Below are 16,617 nucleotides of genomic sequence, written 5' to 3'. Positions count from 1 at the left end.
TCACTTTCTTTCTTTCGATGTCTGGAACATACTTGGAAGTGTTACAAAACGTGCCCCTTTCGTTTTTAACTGCGGAATGATTTTGTCTAGTGCATCAACAGATCCTTGTAAATGCCCACCTGGAGTAGAATGCTGCAGTATGACACTACCTGGAAATGAATTCCCTAACACATTATTTGTAATCGTATCGGCACTTACACCTTTCCAATCAACTGTATCAACACTCCACTGTACAATCATAAAATTTTGCTCAGTTGCCCAATTCAATTGATTTTCAAGTATTTCACCATACGGTGGACGTATAAATTTAGGAGCATAGCCGGCTAAACGTTTTAATATTTCTTCCGTTTTTATAATTTGATTACGGTACTCAGTGTCATTTACTTTCGCTAAATTCGGATGACTGTACGTATGATTACCAATTACATGCCCTTCATTTGCAATACGCTTTACTACATTCGGAAATTTTTCTGCGTTTTCACCAAGTAAGAAAAAAGTAGCTTTTACATTATGTTGTTTTAACTTATCTAAAATTTTTGGCGTAAATTCTAAATCTGGTCCATCATCAAATGTAAGAGCTACTTCCGCTTTATTGTACGGTCCGGAAAATGCGTACGCATATTTTTCGACCCATGAAAATGGTGTCCACGATCCACGCTCATATGCTTTCATTTGTACTTCATAGTTTTGAGGGGTATATACGTATGGCAATGAACTTATATAGTCTCCATAATAAAATGAGTTATATGGCATATAAGCATACGAAACATCTCGTTCTAGTCCCCATTGATATGGAGCAAACATTTGTGGCGAATAAAAATAATACATGATAAAAAAACCTCCCTAATTTTTCATATGTGATTCCTCTGCACTTTGTTAGAGAAATTGTTATTCATAAACAAAAAATAAGACTGTCCTTAATTAGGACAGTCTTGCTGCTTTATATTATTAATAAATCGATGTACTATCTTTCGGCAAAGCTTTCACATGTTTTAAATAGTTCGTCACTTTATCATCATCATCTTGCGGATATTGATATTCATATGTGTTAGCGATTTCGTTCGCCACTTCCCTAAATAAATCACCCATGACAAAGAATGACTCCCATATGTTTTCATATTCTGCATTAGAAAATGTCCTTTTAAATTGCTCCCACATATCTTCTTCAATATATTGCTCGAAATGCTTTCCAAACTTCCCTGTATTAACTGTAAAGTCTGTTTTCATACCAATATGCCATTCTAGCATTACAATGAACATATCTCGCACTGGTCCTTCAAGCATTCCTTTTGCATAAGAAAGCTCTTCTCTCCATAGCCCTTTTGCCACATTCGTACTACACCACCAAAATTCATTACAGCAATCTAAAAACTCTTTTTCTGTAGGCTTTTTTATTAAGTAATCTTTATCGCTTGCTGGTGGGAATTCTTCCAGACAATTATCTTTATCAAGAAGCAGTTTACTTAAACTATCTTGTCCAACGAACTTTTTTATTAACTCAACTGGAACTAGCGTTAAATCAATCCGATTTCCATCCATGAACTGCATTAAATATGGAAACTTTCCGTCTTCATCTGGTGGAACTAACGACATTTCTTCTGGCATTTGTACAATCATTATTTCTCCAAATCTATGAATCCAATTATGATTAGACGTAAAAGATTGTATATCATTTACAACATACATAATATCATAGTCTTGAAAACAATCTTTTTTCACATTTGGATTTACACGCGATCCATTCATGATGACAGCTCGAATTCTTTCATCCTCTTTTGCTATATTTATAATTACGTCTAGCGTTTCTTTTTCAGTTCTCATCTATTTATAGCCTCCAATTTTTTAATATACAATATAGTGCTATGTATACTGGAGGTCCACGAGCTAATCTCGTTATACACGATACATGTTATAATTTTTGAAACTTCTTTTTCATCCTTTTCCCTCCTTACATCACTCTTTTACAACTGCCATTCCTTTCAATTTACCAATGCTTTCTACCATTCACTTTTAATTATACCGAAAATTCTGTCTCGGATACAAAAAATAAAGAAGGGACATCTACCACTTACAGAATAGATATCCCTTCTTTTAAAGTTAAATTTAATTCCTATGGATTAGTAGACCAAAGCCCAGCAGATTTAATAAATGTACGTTTATTTAATTTCAGCTGCGCTACGATAAATTCTGCAATATCTTCCGCTTGCATTACTTTATCAGGGTTTCCATCAGTTAATCCTAAATCTACAGCCATATCAGTTGCTACTGTACTTGGAGTTAAAGCTGTTACACGAATGTTATGTTTGCGAACTTCCATCGCTAACGATTCTGTTAAACCAAGGACACCAAATTTAGAAGCACTATATGCACTTGTTACAGGTGCACCTTTTTGTCCTGCTGTAGATGAAATGTTAATGATATCACCAGATTGTTGTTCAATCATGCTCGGTAAAGCTGCACGAGTTGCATAGTATACACCCATTAAGTTTACTTGAATGATTTTTTCCCAATCAGCAACGTCTAGTTCTAAAAACTTACCGAATTTAGAAATACCAGCGTTATTAATTAAAATATCAATAGATCCTAAACCATTTTTTAACGTTTCAATCGCAGTTGTTACTTCTTCGTATGAAGAAACATCTGCAGTTGCAATAACAGCTTTTACGCCTTCTGCTTCTACTTCTTTCGCTACAGCTTTTAAGTTTTCTTCTGAGCGAGCTATAAGTCCTACATTTACGCCTTCTTTCGCTAATGCAATCGCTACAGCGCGACCAATCCCTCTACCTGCTCCTGTAATTAAAGCATTTTTACCTTGTAATAATTCTGCCAAGTATAACACTCCTTAATCATTTCAGTTATGTATTATATTAAAATTGTATCTATGTTTATGTAAAAAGGCAATGATGCACTTTCATGTGCGTAGGTTACTTGTAGGTAACTATAGAAAGTTTTTATTTATAAGTTTCATTTTTTTACCATTATTCATGTAAAATAAAAACAAATCCAGCATAGGGGAGTGTATGAGTATGAAAAGCGAAGGAAAAGCTTATCAATATAATTGCAGTAACGGTAAATGCATTTTTAAAGAGAAATAGTGTTAGAAGGTTCTCCTTCTAACACTATTTCTCTTCATGATTTGGCATACGCACAATAAATTCAGTACCTTTTCCTTCCTCACTCTCAACTTTTATTTCCCCATGATGAAGGTCGAGTACTTTCTTTACAATAGCTAAACCTAAGCCACTTCCTCCATAGGCACGATTTCGTGAAGAATCCGCTTTATAAAAACGCTCAAAAATATGTTGTTTCTGTTCTTCTGATATACCAATTCCTGAATCACGGATACGCACTTCCACTACTGTCTCATGTTCCTTTAACTGAATAGTAATCGTACCACCGCTTGGAGTAAATTTAATACTATTATGAATTAAATTAATCCACACTTGACTCATACTTTCTTGGTCAGCAATAACATGTACTTTTTCTAAATCTAGTTCTAACTCAATTTCTTTTTCAGCCCAGAGTGGTTCACTATTTAACACAATTTGCTTTAATTGTTGATCTAATCGATAGCTCACTCTTTCTGGTGTATACTCTTCTGATTCTAAAAGAGTTAGCTTTAGTAAATTTTGACTTAGTTTAGATAATCTCGTTGTTTCAGTTTCAATAATGGTAAGATAATGCTTTCTTTTTTCCTCAGAAAGATTATCGTCTTGTAGTGCTCTAGCAAATCCTTTTATAGAAGTTAATGGTGACTGTATTTCATGAGAAACATTTGATACAAACTCTTGTCTCATTTTCTCCATCGCATTCAGTTCATCTGTCATATCATTTATACTTTTTACGAGCACGCCAATTTCGCCATCATACTTTTCTTCATTTCGTATTTTTACGGAGAAGTCTCCTTTTGCAATTTTTTGTATCGGTTCAATAATAGTCCAAATCATTGCCTCTCGTTTTGGCCTCATTAATATTCCAATCAATGTCCAAATAAGAATAATAAATACAAAACCGACCATATCACTAATTAGAAAGGCAACAAACGGCGATACGTTTACGTCAAAAGCATTCAATATACTAGTTGCTACATAAAATGCGATAGACCAAATGATAGTAAGAAAAGAAAAGAGCGCTAATACCGCTCCAAATACTTTCAGCATCTTCAACTTACTCATTCGTTTTCTTTTTCTCATTTACTTACCTCTAAGCGATACCCTAATCCTCTTATTGTTTTAATACTAAATTTCGACTGCTCTTCTTGAAACTTCTCACGTAACCGATTAATATGAACGTCTAGTGTACGTTCATTCCCTTCAAAATCATATCCCCATATTTCTTCAATTAATTGCTCTCTCGAACAAGTTCTTCCCGATTTAGACCCTAAAGTAAAGAGCAGCTCAAATTCTTTTAACGGTAATGTAACCGTTTGTTCTCCAGATGTAACTTCGAATGTTTTACGATTTAATAATACATTTCCAACTTGAATCGATTGGGAAACTGTAATTTGGTAACGTTTCAATAATGCCTTTACTCTCACTACTAATTCTATAGGGTCAAATGGTTTTACAAGATAATCATCTGTCCCAAGGTGAAATCCTTTTACTTTTTGTGATGTTTCCCCTTTGGCAGTTAGCATCAGAACCGGGATATCATAGTATTTTCTTAATTCAAAACATACATCAAATCCATCCATATTTGGCATCATGATATCAAGAATAACCATATCGACTTTTACGTCATCCATTTTCTGAAGTGCATCTACTCCATCAATTGCCTCATATGTTTGAAAGCCTTCTCGTTCTAAAAATACAGAAACGAGTTCTCTAATGTGTGGATCGTCATCTACTATTAAAATTTTAGGTATCAAAGGAACCATTTCCTTTCTACTTAGCATCTAATATATTGTTTAAAAATGAATCATCAGTGGAGTAAAATCCCACTGATGATTCATTTTATAATGCACCCTCTTTAATTTTCAATTGCTGCGTTGCAAACTCACGATACATATCATGCGTCTGTAATAATTCATCATGCGTACCACTACCTGTAAGATTCCCTTTTTCAATAAAGACAATTTTATCTGCATCTACAACAGTAGAAAGTCTATGCGCAATCACTAACGTTGTTCTGCCTTTCATTAAGTTATTTAACGCTTTTTGAACGACAGACTCAGATTTACTATCTAAGCTTGAAGTCGCCTCATCTAGCATAAGAATTTGCGGATTTCGAAGTAACGCTCGGGCAATGGCAATTCGCTGTCTTTGTCCCCCAGAAAGCTTCACACCGCGTTCTCCAACTTCTGTTGCATAACCGTTTGGTAAGTCATGAATAAATGCATCAACATATGCCATTGCTGCTACTTTTTCAATTTCTTCATCCGTTACTTCGCCCTCGACGCCATAACAAATATTATCACGAATTGTTCCATCAATTAACGGACTATCTTGTGATACGTAACCGATTTGACGTCGCCATGACTGTAATGAATAACTCGTAATTGATTCTTCCCCTAATTTAATGGCGCCACTAGTTGGCTCATAAAAACGTTCCAATAATGAGAATAACGTTGTTTTCCCACTACCACTTGGTCCTACAATCGCTGTCACTTTTCCAGATTCAATTGTGAAATCAATATTTTTCAAAACTTGCTCTTCTTCGTTATACTCAAAATGTACATTTTCAAGAACGATCGGTTGCTTAGCATTTGTCACTTTCACACCAGTTTCATGATCTTCTACTTCATATTCTAAAATCGTACTAATTCTTTCCGTTGCACCAATTGCCTTTTGGAATTGTGTAAAGAACATAGATAATTGACTCATTGGCATTACAATTTGAACTAAATACAAAATAAACGCTACAAGTTCACCGGTTGTTAATGCACCGCTAGAAACTCGCATCCCGCCATACCCTACGATAATAACAAGTAGTGCCATTAAAATAAACGACATAACTGGCGAAATTAATGCTTGCACTTTTCCTTCTTTCAAACCAAATTGTAATAACTTTTGTATACCTGTATTACCCGTTTCATATTCTCTTTTTTCTGTATTTGAAGATTTCACTAAACGAATTTCTGATAACACTTGCGTTAACACACTTGTAAAAGATGCAGTTTCATCTTGAAGCGCTTTTGAAATCTTATACATTTTTCTTCCAAGTGGAACTAAAATTAACACAGACAACGGAATAACCGTTAAAAGTAACGCAGTCATTTTCCAATCTAAAACAAATAATACAATTAACGATCCAACAATTGAAATACCACCTGTTAATAAGTTTGACAAATGCTCAGAAATTAACGTTTTCACAACACCTGTATCATTCGTCATACGGCTAATAGTATCACCTGTTCTATTTTGATCGTAATAAGATACCGGCAAGATAAGTACCTTTTTCCACAAACGTTCTCTTAGTCCCGCTACAATCTTCTGCCCAATATAATTTAGTAAATATATAGACAACCCTGCCGCAATAGTTTGCATTACAAAGAAAGCAACTAACCCAACAATTTGTCCTGCACTAATTGAAGAAAGCGAAAAATTATCTACTAATCCTTTTGTCAGCATAGGAATAAATAAACTCGCTCCCGTAGAAAGCAAACTCATTAACAACGCAAATACTAAAATTCCTTTCGGAGGATTTGTATCTTGAATAAGGCGTAAAAACTGCCTCCAACTCCCTTTTTTCTTTATTTCATTTCTAACTTCCATTCCTGTTCATCTCCTCATGTTAAACAAAACTGTTCTTTCTAAAATTAGAATACGATACAAATGTAAACTGAATGTAAACACACTTTTTCTATTTTTACAAAATATACATAAAAACTCATCTTTACAACAGATATAAACATCTGATATTATTACCTGGTACTTAATATTATTCTATGTAAATTATAGATAAATAATTTAAAACACGATATAAATCTCCAGTTAGTGAAAGGAGTATCCTTTTTGCAAACAAATATACATTCTGAAAAGGAAACAATTATTTTTATTCATGGATTAGTTGGCAATCGTCGCGCCTTCAAAAAAGAGCAAAAACGATTTTCTGCCTCCTACAACATTATAACTTATGACTTATTAGGTCACGGTGATGATAAAGGAGAAGCAATCGACTTTTCATTACAGCGCCTCGTAGATCAATTATTAAACTTATATGAACAAGAAGGTATTAAAAAAGCACATATTTGTGCGCTAAGTTACGGCTGTTACATCTCTACAATTTTTGCACAAATGCATCCAGAAAAAGTATTAAGTATTTGTCATATTGGAGGACATTACAATAACCCTTCTCGTTTATATAATGTATTTCAAAATTTTTGGGAGAAGCGAGGAGATGAATACTCTAAATGGCTCTCTCAATACGCAAATACTATTTTTCCAAGCGGTATATTAAAAGCAAATCCGTTCGCAGTCATTTCAAGAAATATTTACTACCGTTTCGGATTACAATTACATTCATCCATAATTGCCCAGTCATTACGACATCGGTTAGAATTCGATTTAAAATCTAAATTAAAATCACTTCCTCACCCTATACTATGGGTAATGGGAGAGCATGATCATCTCTATAAATCTTGTCTATTTGATTTGAAATCTATTTTGCCTAACGTTTTATATAAGGAAATACCTTTAGCGGGACATGCAGCGAACTTATTTCGTCCTAACTATTTCCATGACTTATATGATCGATTTTTAAATGGAAAGTTAAAATAAAAACTATTAAACTTCCAATTTATTCAACTATAAAAAGGCTTCCCAAGTTTCCTTGGAAAGCCTTTTCTCTATACGAAAAGTATATAAAACTACTTTTTCTTAGTATGCTTTTGTGTAACCTAATAGGTGCTTGCTCCAGTAAGAGTTACTTACAGAACTAATACGTACACCAGTTGCATCTGTTTCTGCACTAATGAACTGACCGTTTCCTAAGTAAACACCCATGTGAGAAGGACCTGATTTATAAGTATTTTGGAAGTATACTAAATCACCTGGTTGTGGATTGCTAGTTTTTGTTTTAGAGCTCCAGTATCCAGCAACTGTTTGACGAGCGCCTTTATGACCAGTTTGATTTAATACGTAGTGAATGAATCCACTGCAGTCAAAACCAGCAGGTGTTGTACCAGCAGTTCTGTATGGTGAACCATTTAAAGATCTAGCGAATCCAGCGATTGAAGATGTATCTCCACCTGTTGTTGGTTTTTGTACGTCTTTACCTGGTTGTTGAACGTTATTTGTAACATTATTGTTATTTGTAACGTTGTTTACTCCGCCTTTTACAAACTTAACGAAGTCTGCACTTACGTAACCTGTGCGGCCGTTATGGTTAATTTTGTACCAACCATTTTCAGCACCAGTAACGTTTAATACTTTACCATTTGTTACTCCACCGATTACAGCGTTGTATGTAGCTGGGCCTGTACGTACTTTTAAAGCACCAGTGTTAACAACATAAGAACCACCAGTTTGAACTGTTGTAGTATTGTTGTTTGTAGTTGGTTGTTGTGTTTCGTTAGATACAGCAGAACCACCTTTTGTTACGAAGTCTTTGCTTACGTATCCAGTTCCACCATTGAAGTTGATTTTAAACCAATCTTGTACTTCACCTACAACTTGTACTGTTTTACCTTTGTTTACAGAACCTAATACTGTATGAGATGTACTTGGGCCTGTACGTACGTTAAGTGAAGAAACGTTTACTGTGTAAGTACCTGTTCCTTGTTGAACAGTCGTTCCTGTTTTGCCACCAGTCGTTACGAAGTCACCACTTACATAACCTGTTTGACCATTTACGTTTACTTTGAACCAACCGTTTTCTTGTCCAACTACTTGTAGCACTTGACCTGATTTCACTTTAGAAATAACGTTATGTCCTGTACCAGCACCTGAACGAACATTTAATACATCAGCAGTTACTGTGTATTTTAATTCAGAAGTTGTTTCTACAGTTTTTGTTTCAGTTACAGTCGTTTGAGTTTGAGTTTGAGTTTGTCCATTAATTTCTTTTAGCGCTTCATTTGAAACTTGTGCATGAGCAGAATCCATTCCTGGAACTGCAACGCCAGCTACAGAAGCTGCTGCTAAACCTGCAATTACTTTTTTCATAAGTTGTCTTTACTTCCTTTCCCTACTATCCTCTTAAAAAAAACTTAAAACTTTAATACTTTACAATATTATCAAAGTAAAATATTCATCCAGTTCCATTTTTTAGCAAGAGTTTTATTTTTCACACAGAGTTCATTTTAAATGAACAAAGTGAAATCCGTGTGAACTTCATGTGAACTTTATCATTAATTATAGTGTTTTTACAATGATTTTTTCAAATTTCTCATATATCGCATGAAAATTCGACATTTCATTTAATATCTCAATATAAAACATCCCTTTTCTATCTTCTATAAAAAATTCTATTAACCTAATACAAACCACATTATGTATTTCCTTATAAAGCTCCTTACATGAAGTATACTTTCATCATGACAAAAATCACTCTATTTATCAATAGTATAATATTTTTAGAAAACTAAATTTCTATACTATCTACATTTTTGAAATAATTTGACGAATTGTAAGATTTATTTCACAAAAGCCATTTCTCCTTTAAAGAAAACACACACTATATCAACTGTTCTCTTTTTCCCATAATGGAATTTATAGGATATTCATAGTATTATATACATATCTTAATAAAAAAGAATTTTAGCGAATTGATTAAAGTTTCATTCCCTTATAAAATGAAACTTTAATCAGTAAGGGTTTTATACATCCTCCGCTAATTATTAACCCTCACCACTCGGGCTGCCCATTAATACGGAGTTTTATTGGAATAAAAAGAGGAGGCATATTTGTGAGAAATATAATAGATGATCCAATACAAAAAAACATAGAGCTATACTATGCTTTTATTCAATTCGTTTCAATGATAACATTACAAAAAGTATCAGCTATTGAAACACGTAAAAATGAATTAAAAAACCAGATGAAAAATGCCGGACAAAAAAACCCTTATTACGTATAAAAAAAGGTGAACAGGTTATATTCCTGTTCACCTTTTTAAATTATTTATAAATTTTCACACGGTCTTCTAGCGGTTGGAATTCTTTTTCACCAGCATGTACTACCGGTTTACCAAATGGCATTTGCGCAATAAGTTTCCAATTCTCTGGAACATCCCACTCTTTTCTCACTTCTTCATCAATTAGCGGATTGTAATGCTGTAACGTAGCACCAAACCCTTCAATTTCTAAAGCTGTCCAAATTGCAAATTGTAACATTCCTGATGATTGCTGAGACCAAGTTGGGAAATTATCTTTATATAATGCAAAGTTAGCTTGAAGGCTTTCCACTACTTCACTGTCTTCAAAATATAAAACCGTTCCATAACCACTTTTAAATGCATTCATTTTTTCTTCAGTGGATGCAAAGTTATTTTCAGGTACAATTTTTCGTAACGTTTCTTTCGTAATATCCCATAATTTATCATGTTGTTCTCCTAATAAAACAACAACGCGAGCACTTTGAGAATTAAAAGCTGAAGGTGTATGTTTTACAGCATGATAAATCACTTCTTGAATTTTCTCATCAGAAACTACTTGCTCTTTACTAATTGCATAAATAGATCTTCTGTCTTCAATTGCTGAGTAAAAATCTTTTGCCATCATAATTCCCTCCAATTTTCAATTGAGGCTATTTCATATGTATATATCATATTACGCCCCTCAAACTTATTATTAATAAGCTTATAACTTTATAATATCACAGCAACAAACAAACTCAAATAATACCACTTATATTTAGAAGCTTTTTCCTTTTTAAAATAAAAATAAAAAGACTGTTTGTTGTTATCTAAAATTAGTAACAACAAACAGTCTTACTTATGTAGCGATCTAGATTCGTATTTTACTTACTTAATTAACTAATCCAAATGCATACGACATTAACTTATTTGTCTCTGTAAAACGTTTTGGTTTATTTGATGTCCCCATGACCACTGTAATAATTCGATTATCACCTTGCTTTGCAGTCCCAGTAAAACAGTATCCTGCACTATCTGTAAATCCAGTCTTTAGTCCGTCCATTCCTTCTATATATAAACTTTTATTATTTTTATTTAACATGTCGTTTGTGCTTATAACATTAATATTATTAAATGCTAGCTGACTTTGGCGTAAGTGAGTCACTTCTAATATTTCCGGATAATCTTTTATAAGATGATACGCCAATTGCGCTACATCAGCAGCCGTCATTTTTGTTTCACTTCCATCCGGCTCTTGTAATCCAGAAGCATTTGCAAATTTAGCATGTTCCGACATTTTTAACTGTTTCGCTTTTGCATCCATAAGCTGAACGAAATCTTTCTCCGATTTTGCCATATGTTCTGCTAAAGCCACAGCTGAATTATTAGCTGACTCAATCATTAATGCATGATATAAATCTTTAACAGTTAATGTATCATTAACTTGTACTGGGATTCTCGCTCCCTCTGTTAGTGCCGCCTTCGCACTCATTTTTACTGGATCTTCCCAGCGAACTTTCCCGTTATGTATACTCTCTAGTAAGAGATACGCTGTCATCATCTTAGACATACTAGCCGGTGCAAAAGCTTCATTTTCATTATATTGATAAATAATATCTCCATCACTCGCATCGATAATCATAGCTGCTTTTGCGTTAATTTCTGGTGGGATGTACTTTGGCGGGACTACTTTTTCAGTAAATCCTGCTTTAGGTAGTTCTGCCACTTGCAAAGGTTGTCCCTCTACATTCGCTATGCTCTTTTGATTTCCTTGGAATAAGAACCAACATATCCCTAAAATAATGACTAATAGGACTGTCATCCTTCCCCATTTTAACCGATTCATTTCAAAACTCCTTTAGCAAACCTTTTATACGCTCACATTTAACCTTAACAACAATTCCTTTATACAGTCAAGGTAAAAGGTATATTTATTCATAGTACAGCAATGATTATTTTAATTTATTTATGTTAAACTTACAATATTGAAACGTAAGAATATTCAATAATAAAATCTCGTAAATAAAGCGAAACTTTAATCAGCCCCCCAATCGGGCTACCCGTCAAATAGCGAGATAAACTATTTAATAGAAGGGATTCATACAAATGCTACTTCCAAAATCATTAAAATACGGAGACACAATTGGGATCTACTCCCCTTCTTCACCAGTAACCTACACTTCTCCAAAAAGATTTGAACGAGCAAAATCTTACTTACAACAGAAAGGGTTTCATATATTAGAAGGTTCATTAACAGGTCGATATGATTTTTATCGTTCTGGTAGTATACAAGAGCGTGCTGAGGAGCTAAATGTCTTGATAAGAAATCCTAATATTTCTTGTATTATGTCAACAATTGGTGGGATGAATTCAAATTCAATATTACCTTATATTGATTATGATGCTTTTCTAAATAACCCTAAAATAATGATTGGATATTCAGATGCAACTGCTTTATTACTAGGAATTTATGCTAAAACAGGAATCCCTACATTTTATGGGCCAGCTCTCGTCCCTTCCTTTGGCGAATTTGAACCTTTTGTTAATTGCACATACAAATATTTTGCAGAAACTTTACTACATGATCAATCTCTTCCTTATCATATAAAACAACCATTATTTTGGTCAGATGAATTTATTAATTGGGAAGAAAAGACGAAGGAGAAAGAACTTCGACCAAACGATTGGATTTCAGTAATTGATGGAAAAGCTACTGGGCGTATTATTGGCGGGAATTTAAACACGATACAAGGAATTTTGGGTAGCCCCTATATGCCACATATTCAAGAAGGCGACCTTCTCTTTATTGAGGACAGTTCAAAAGATGCAGCTACTATTGAAAGAAGCTTTTCATTACTTAAAATTAACGGTGTATTCGATAAAATTTCAGGTATCATTCTTGGAAAACACGAGCAATTTGATGATTGTGGTACCAATCGAAAACCTTTTGAAATACTATTAGAAGTACTTCAAAATCAAAGAATTCCTTTTCTAGCTGACTTCGATTGTTGTCATACACATCCAATGATTACCATACCTATCGGTGTTCAAGTAGAGTTGGATGCAACAAATAAAATGATACATATTGTAGAACCTTGGAAAAAATGAATGCATAGCTTCTATTGTTTTACAATAAAAGCCATGATACTATATAATTTGGAATGTGAAAGGTTAAACAAAATACGTTCCAATATATATCATTAGAAAAATTAGGTATAAATATATATTTATATGCAAAAGAGAGTGAATAAATGAAACCAACTATTAAAAATTACGTATTTTTACATGTAGCTTTTTTGATATATTCTATCATTATGGTTTACATGAAATGGGCAGCTAAATTCCCCATTGCTTCCATCTCATTTTTTGTTGCTTATTTCGGACTAGTTATACTTTTATTCGGATATGCAATTTTATGGCAACAAGTAATTAAACATTTCGAAATTTCAAAAGCATATTCACATCGCGGAATTATTATACTATGGTCAATGCTTTGGTCAGTATTTCTATTTGGAGATACGATTCAGTGGAATCATTTACTTGGTGCGGCTATTATTATCGTCGGAATTGTGGTGGTGACAAAAGATGAATAGTTATATGTTATTATTTATTTTCGGGATAATTTTAGCTAATTACTCACAAATATTATTAAAAAAAGCTACTTTGCAACAATACGATTCTAGAATAAAAGAATATGTGAATCCTTATGTTATTATCGGCTACTCTTTATTTGTAATTAACGCCGGATTAAATGTTATCGCCATGAAGGGCATGGCATTAAAACAAGCATCAGCATTAGAATCCTTAAGTTATATCATCATATTAATTTTTGGTTGGTATTTCCTAGGAGAAAAAATAACGAAACGTAAACTCATCGGCAACATGATTATTATCGTTGGTGTAATCGTTTATTGTATCCAATAGTAAAAAGCTCCGTTTATCACAAACGGAGCTTTTTACTATTGACCTAAATTTTGCACTTTATCTTTCAAATCTCGAACTTGATCTACCGTCTGCATAAGCTCAGAGTTTTTAAATTGCTCTACATCCACTTTGCCTTCTTCTATCTTTGTCTTTGCCGTATCAATTAACGTATTTAACTTTTCGTTATATCCGACGATTTGTTGATGAAGATCCTTTGCTACATCAGGTGGCGTTAATTCATTGAATGCGGGTATATCTTGTTTAATTTCACTAAGCTTCGTTTCTAATTCTTTTCGAGCCTCGCTATCATTAACGGCCTTTTCTGCTAATGCTGGTGCATCATTTGCAAATGCACTTATTTCATTTACATAGTCTGTCGCCTTTTGCGCATAATCTATGGAGTTCTTTCCTTCTTCCACTATTGAACATCCCATTAAACCAATTGAAACTATGAATACTAATACAATTGATTTTATTTTCATTTTAGACCCCCTTCGTCTTTATCATTGTCTGTAATTTTCTCTATACATAACTTCTAGCTAAATTGTTTATAACCTTTTTCAAATAGCTATTTATCCTCTTACATGCCCTATTATCGTTACAACATCTATTTCTATATGTACGCTTATAATATCTTCAATTATATCCATATATCCTTGTCCTATAGCTGTTCCATAGTGTAATGTAAGCCCCTTCTTTTCATACACTGACTTTGGCACTGAAAAAATAAATCTCCTCAAGTTTCTTTCATCAGCTGGTTCCATAATTAAAACCATCCCATCCTCATCAAACATATACGCTCGCCCTCCAACTTTACATTCACTATGGCTCAGTATTGCCTTGGTCAGCAAAATTTAAAACATAATAAGTTAAGATACACTCCGCTCTATCATAAAGTGAAACTTTAATTAACCCTCACCAGTCGAATCTTTATCGGCGAATAGCGAGATAAAAATAAAAAGCATTCATTCTTTTTTGTTAAGAATGGATGCTTTTTAAAAAATCAATTTCTAACTCTAGCATCTTTTTTTGACGAGGTTTTACTTTCCTTACGGGAACTCCAGCGTAAATATACCAATCATCTAAACTCTCTTTTACCATACTCATCGCACCGACTGCCGTACCTTCTCCTACCGTTACATTTGGAAAAATAATAGAATTAGCACCAATAATCACATGTTTTTTTAAAATAACTTTTTCTGCTTTCACATTCCTATATTGATTCGGGACGGTTGGCCCCATTAATGTATTTCCACTGAAATCATCAAGTACTGCATATACGATTGTTTTAGCTGAGATGTTTGCAAAATCATGCATTTCAATCCCAACTTCCCCTCCATATAACGCTGTATACGCTGATATGTGCGAATAACTTCCAATTGTGATTTTACCACTTAAAATGCAAAAATCATCAATTCTTACATGATTGCCAACTGATATAGCACTCGGATTATATATACTTGCTTTTTTACTAACCAATACATTTTTCCCAACAGATAAAAATCCAATTCCCTTTAGTTCTTCTTGACTATAAAAACTATTCATCTACCGACACCACCTTCTGCTCTAAACAGATTACAATTTGCTCTACTAGTTCTTTCGTCATTCCTTCCCATAAAGGTAAACTTACGATTCGTTTTGCTATTTTATTCGTCTTTGTTAAATCTGTAGACTTATAGTTTTTAAAAAGAACTTGTTGGTGGCAAGATGGTGAAAAGTATAATCTAGCTTCTATTTTCTGTTTTTTCAATTCTTCTATTACTTGTATGTTGCGAACTTCTTCTGGACAAATGATAGGCATAAATTGGTGAATAACTGCTTCTGTCTTTTGGACTTTCCACCCTTTTTTCATTAACCCAGTATTTTGTAACAACTGTTTATACCATTCAGAAATACGAGTGCGTTCTTTTAATTTTTGATCCCACTTTTTTATAGTCGCAATCCCAATAGCTGCTGCGTATTCAGACATTTTACAATTAAACCCCATCATCGTACATTCACGATTTTTATCAAATCCGAAATTCCCCATTCTTTTAATACGTTGTATATCTTCTTCGTTTTTACTATATATGAGCCCTCCTTCACCAATTCCGAAAGGCTTTGTTGCATGAAAGCTATATACGATCATTCCACTAAAATCTTGACCGTAATGCACTCCTCCATTCATTAATCCAAATCCCGGCGCCGCATCTACGACAACCGGAATCCCCTTCTTCTCTAATTCTTCATATTCTTCTAAGTTCATCCATGATCCAAAAGTGGCGTACGGGACAACAATTGCAACCTCTTCTTTTAATTCTTCTATCTTATCCAAAAGTACGTTTTTATCCATATACCAATCATCTATTGAAATATCAATAAAGTAAGGTTCCAATCCACACCAAATAGCGGCTAAGGCAGTCGCAGGGAATGTAAAGCTAGGCATGAGAGCATACTTTCCCTTTCTTCTTTTCTTTAGTTGAATAGCCGCCATTAACCCTAACGTTGCGTTTGCTACTGTTGTAACAGCTCCCCTGTTTTGAAAAAATGACGACATAATTGTTTCCTCAAAACGTTGATTTATAGGTCCATAATTCGTATATATGTGAGATGTATCAATTTCCTTCAATTCATCCAAATACTCACTTACAGGTACAGTTGAAGCACGTAAAAAAGGAATACTCTCCATATCTATCTATT

The 16,617-nt window shown here is 33.8% G+C and carries 18 protein-coding genes and 1 pseudogene; 6 read left to right on the top strand and 13 right to left on the bottom strand.

Annotated elements, in window-relative coordinates:
- The 3 genes from ACTFRY_RS13805 to ACTFRY_RS13795 all read right to left on the bottom strand — a co-directional run bounded on the left by ACTFRY_RS13805 (position 1) and on the right by ACTFRY_RS13795 (position 2,830).
- Positions 1-828 carry a peptidoglycan-N-acetylglucosamine deacetylase gene (locus ACTFRY_RS13805; protein ID WP_016117620.1) on the bottom strand — a complete coding sequence of 276 codons (828 nt, stop codon included), beginning with the start codon at positions 826-828 and terminating at the stop codon, positions 1-3.
- A gap of 120 nt (positions 829-948) precedes the next feature.
- Positions 949-1,821, bottom strand: a complete 873-nt coding sequence (locus tag ACTFRY_RS13800; protein WP_016117619.1) for an aminoglycoside 6-adenylyltransferase — start codon at positions 1,819-1,821, stop codon at positions 949-951.
- A 289-nt stretch (positions 1,822-2,110) separates the two neighbouring features.
- Complete coding sequence (locus ACTFRY_RS13795) at positions 2,111-2,830, bottom strand: 3-ketoacyl-ACP reductase (protein ID WP_440032352.1); 720 nt, start codon at positions 2,828-2,830, stop codon at positions 2,111-2,113.
- A 196-nt stretch (positions 2,831-3,026) separates the two neighbouring features.
- Between ACTFRY_RS13795 and ACTFRY_RS13790 the strand changes: the two are divergent.
- Positions 3,027-3,095, top strand: a pseudogene (locus ACTFRY_RS13790) (DUF3139 domain-containing protein); the annotation flags it as partial.
- A gap of 24 nt (positions 3,096-3,119) precedes the next feature.
- On the opposite strand, the gene hitS reads toward ACTFRY_RS13790, so the two are convergent.
- The 3 genes from hitS to ACTFRY_RS13775 all read right to left on the bottom strand — a co-directional run bounded on the left by hitS (position 3,120) and on the right by ACTFRY_RS13775 (position 6,713).
- Positions 3,120-4,193: an envelope stress sensor histidine kinase HitS gene (gene hitS, locus ACTFRY_RS13785; RefSeq protein WP_016117618.1), complete on the bottom strand. Its 1,074-nt coding sequence runs from the start codon at positions 4,191-4,193 to the stop codon at positions 3,120-3,122.
- Positions 4,190-4,867: an envelope stress response regulator transcription factor HitR gene (gene hitR / locus ACTFRY_RS13780; protein ID WP_000612414.1), complete on the bottom strand. Its 678-nt coding sequence runs from the start codon at positions 4,865-4,867 to the stop codon at positions 4,190-4,192. Before hitR ends, hitS begins: the two co-directional genes overlap by 4 nt.
- An 85-nt stretch (positions 4,868-4,952) precedes the next feature.
- Positions 4,953-6,713 (bottom strand): ABC transporter ATP-binding protein, encoded by a 1,761-nt coding sequence (locus ACTFRY_RS13775; RefSeq protein ID WP_016117617.1) that lies wholly within the window; start codon positions 6,711-6,713, stop codon positions 4,953-4,955.
- 240 nt (positions 6,714-6,953) lie between these two features.
- On the opposite strand from ACTFRY_RS13775, the gene ACTFRY_RS13770 reads away from it, so the two are divergent.
- Positions 6,954-7,718, top strand: coding sequence for an alpha/beta fold hydrolase (locus ACTFRY_RS13770; RefSeq protein ID WP_001194306.1), 765 nt, complete (start codon positions 6,954-6,956; stop codon positions 7,716-7,718).
- A gap of 99 nt (positions 7,719-7,817) precedes the next feature.
- Here ACTFRY_RS13770 and entFM read toward each other — a convergent pair whose 3' ends face one another.
- Entirely contained in the window at positions 7,818-9,104 is a 1,287-nt protein-coding gene (entFM, locus tag ACTFRY_RS13765) for an enterotoxin EntFM (protein WP_000755513.1), read from the bottom strand.
- Between the two features lie 742 nt (positions 9,105-9,846).
- Between entFM and ACTFRY_RS13760 the strand changes: the two genes are divergently transcribed.
- Positions 9,847-10,017 carry a hypothetical protein gene (locus ACTFRY_RS13760; RefSeq protein ID WP_001244279.1) on the top strand — a complete coding sequence of 57 codons (171 nt, stop codon included), beginning with the start codon at positions 9,847-9,849 and terminating at the stop codon, positions 10,015-10,017.
- Positions 10,018-10,057: 40 nt separating this feature from the next.
- On the opposite strand, the gene ACTFRY_RS13755 is transcribed toward ACTFRY_RS13760, so the two are convergent.
- Both ACTFRY_RS13755 and ACTFRY_RS13750 read right to left on the bottom strand, forming a co-directional pair.
- Positions 10,058-10,660, bottom strand: coding sequence for a nitroreductase family protein (locus ACTFRY_RS13755; RefSeq protein WP_103572897.1), 603 nt, complete (start codon positions 10,658-10,660; stop codon positions 10,058-10,060).
- Between the two features lie 246 nt (positions 10,661-10,906).
- Positions 10,907-11,860, bottom strand: coding sequence for a D-alanyl-D-alanine carboxypeptidase family protein (locus tag ACTFRY_RS13750; RefSeq protein ID WP_440032351.1), 954 nt, complete (start codon positions 11,858-11,860; stop codon positions 10,907-10,909).
- A 260-nt stretch (positions 11,861-12,120) separates the two neighbouring features.
- Between ACTFRY_RS13750 and ACTFRY_RS13745 the strand changes: the two genes are divergently transcribed.
- The 3 genes from ACTFRY_RS13745 (at position 12,121) to ACTFRY_RS13735 (ending at position 13,938) form a co-directional block, all read left to right on the top strand.
- A complete protein-coding gene (locus ACTFRY_RS13745; RefSeq protein ID WP_044795751.1) occupies positions 12,121-13,122 on the top strand; it encodes a S66 family peptidase in 1,002 nt (333 codons plus the stop codon).
- 143 nt (positions 13,123-13,265) lie between these two features.
- On the top strand, positions 13,266-13,607 hold the full coding sequence (locus tag ACTFRY_RS13740) for an EamA family transporter (protein ID WP_000805125.1): 342 nt from the start codon (positions 13,266-13,268) through the stop codon (positions 13,605-13,607).
- Positions 13,600-13,938 (top strand): EamA family transporter, encoded by a 339-nt coding sequence (locus tag ACTFRY_RS13735; protein WP_001089868.1) that lies wholly within the window; start codon positions 13,600-13,602, stop codon positions 13,936-13,938. The genes ACTFRY_RS13740 and ACTFRY_RS13735 overlap by 8 nt, the downstream gene beginning before the upstream one ends.
- Before the next feature lie 35 nt (positions 13,939-13,973).
- Here the strand turns inward: ACTFRY_RS13735 and ACTFRY_RS13730 are convergent, their stop codons facing one another.
- The 4 genes from ACTFRY_RS13730 to ACTFRY_RS13715 form a co-directional block, all read right to left on the bottom strand.
- The gene (locus ACTFRY_RS13730) at positions 13,974-14,420 is read right to left on the bottom strand and encodes a DUF6376 family protein (RefSeq protein ID WP_000695229.1); all 447 of its coding nucleotides are present in this window, start codon (positions 14,418-14,420) and stop codon (positions 13,974-13,976) included.
- A gap of 90 nt (positions 14,421-14,510) precedes the next feature.
- Positions 14,511-14,732 (bottom strand): hypothetical protein, encoded by a 222-nt coding sequence (locus tag ACTFRY_RS13725; RefSeq protein WP_141541461.1) that lies wholly within the window; start codon positions 14,730-14,732, stop codon positions 14,511-14,513.
- 184 nt (positions 14,733-14,916) lie between these two features.
- The gene (locus ACTFRY_RS13720) at positions 14,917-15,483 is read right to left on the bottom strand and encodes an acyltransferase (protein WP_001084167.1); all 567 of its coding nucleotides are present in this window, start codon (positions 15,481-15,483) and stop codon (positions 14,917-14,919) included.
- Positions 15,476-16,606 (bottom strand): DegT/DnrJ/EryC1/StrS aminotransferase family protein, encoded by a 1,131-nt coding sequence (locus ACTFRY_RS13715; RefSeq protein ID WP_044795749.1) that lies wholly within the window; start codon positions 16,604-16,606, stop codon positions 15,476-15,478. The genes ACTFRY_RS13720 and ACTFRY_RS13715 overlap by 8 nt, the downstream gene beginning before the upstream one ends.
- Between the last annotated feature and the right edge of the window lie 11 nt (positions 16,607-16,617).

The sequence above is a fragment of the Bacillus cereus group sp. MYBK195-1 genome (genome assembly GCF_051916605.1).
GTDB classification, from domain to species: domain Bacteria; phylum Bacillota; class Bacilli; order Bacillales; family Bacillaceae_G; genus Bacillus_A; species Bacillus_A cereus.
The sequence above is the reverse complement of the archived record's forward strand: the minus strand, read 5'-3'. Positions and strand labels throughout refer to the sequence as shown.

What these genes read in the sequence shown, in the direction of transcription:
- ACTFRY_RS13755 (WP_103572897.1), bottom strand. Translation starts at nt 10,660, where the DNA reads ATGATGGCAAAAGATTTTTACTCAGCAATTGAAGACAGAAGATCTATT.
- ACTFRY_RS13800 (WP_016117619.1), bottom strand. Translation starts at nt 1,821, where the DNA reads ATGAGAACTGAAAAAGAAACGCTAGACGTAATTATAAATATAGCAAAA.
- ACTFRY_RS13750 (WP_440032351.1), bottom strand. Translation starts at nt 11,860, where the DNA reads ATGAATCGGTTAAAATGGGGAAGGATGACAGTCCTATTAGTCATTATT.
- ACTFRY_RS13745 (WP_044795751.1), top strand. Translation starts at nt 12,121, where the DNA reads ATGCTACTTCCAAAATCATTAAAATACGGAGACACAATTGGGATCTAC.
- entFM (WP_000755513.1), bottom strand. Translation starts at nt 9,104, where the DNA reads ATGAAAAAAGTAATTGCAGGTTTAGCAGCAGCTTCTGTAGCTGGCGTT.
- ACTFRY_RS13805 (WP_016117620.1), bottom strand. Translation starts at nt 828, where the DNA reads ATGTATTATTTTTATTCGCCACAAATGTTTGCTCCATATCAATGGGGA.
- ACTFRY_RS13740 (WP_000805125.1), top strand. Translation starts at nt 13,266, where the DNA reads ATGAAACCAACTATTAAAAATTACGTATTTTTACATGTAGCTTTTTTG.
- ACTFRY_RS13775 (WP_016117617.1), bottom strand. Translation starts at nt 6,713, where the DNA reads ATGGAAGTTAGAAATGAAATAAAGAAAAAAGGGAGTTGGAGGCAGTTT.
- ACTFRY_RS13720 (WP_001084167.1), bottom strand. Translation starts at nt 15,483, where the DNA reads ATGAATAGTTTTTATAGTCAAGAAGAACTAAAGGGAATTGGATTTTTA.
- ACTFRY_RS13735 (WP_001089868.1), top strand. Translation starts at nt 13,600, where the DNA reads ATGAATAGTTATATGTTATTATTTATTTTCGGGATAATTTTAGCTAAT.
- ACTFRY_RS13730 (WP_000695229.1), bottom strand. Translation starts at nt 14,420, where the DNA reads ATGAAAATAAAATCAATTGTATTAGTATTCATAGTTTCAATTGGTTTA.
- hitS (WP_016117618.1), bottom strand. Translation starts at nt 4,193, where the DNA reads ATGAGAAAAAGAAAACGAATGAGTAAGTTGAAGATGCTGAAAGTATTT.
- ACTFRY_RS13725 (WP_141541461.1), bottom strand. Translation starts at nt 14,732, where the DNA reads ATGTTTGATGAGGATGGGATGGTTTTAATTATGGAACCAGCTGATGAA.
- ACTFRY_RS13715 (WP_044795749.1), bottom strand. Translation starts at nt 16,606, where the DNA reads ATGGAGAGTATTCCTTTTTTACGTGCTTCAACTGTACCTGTAAGTGAG.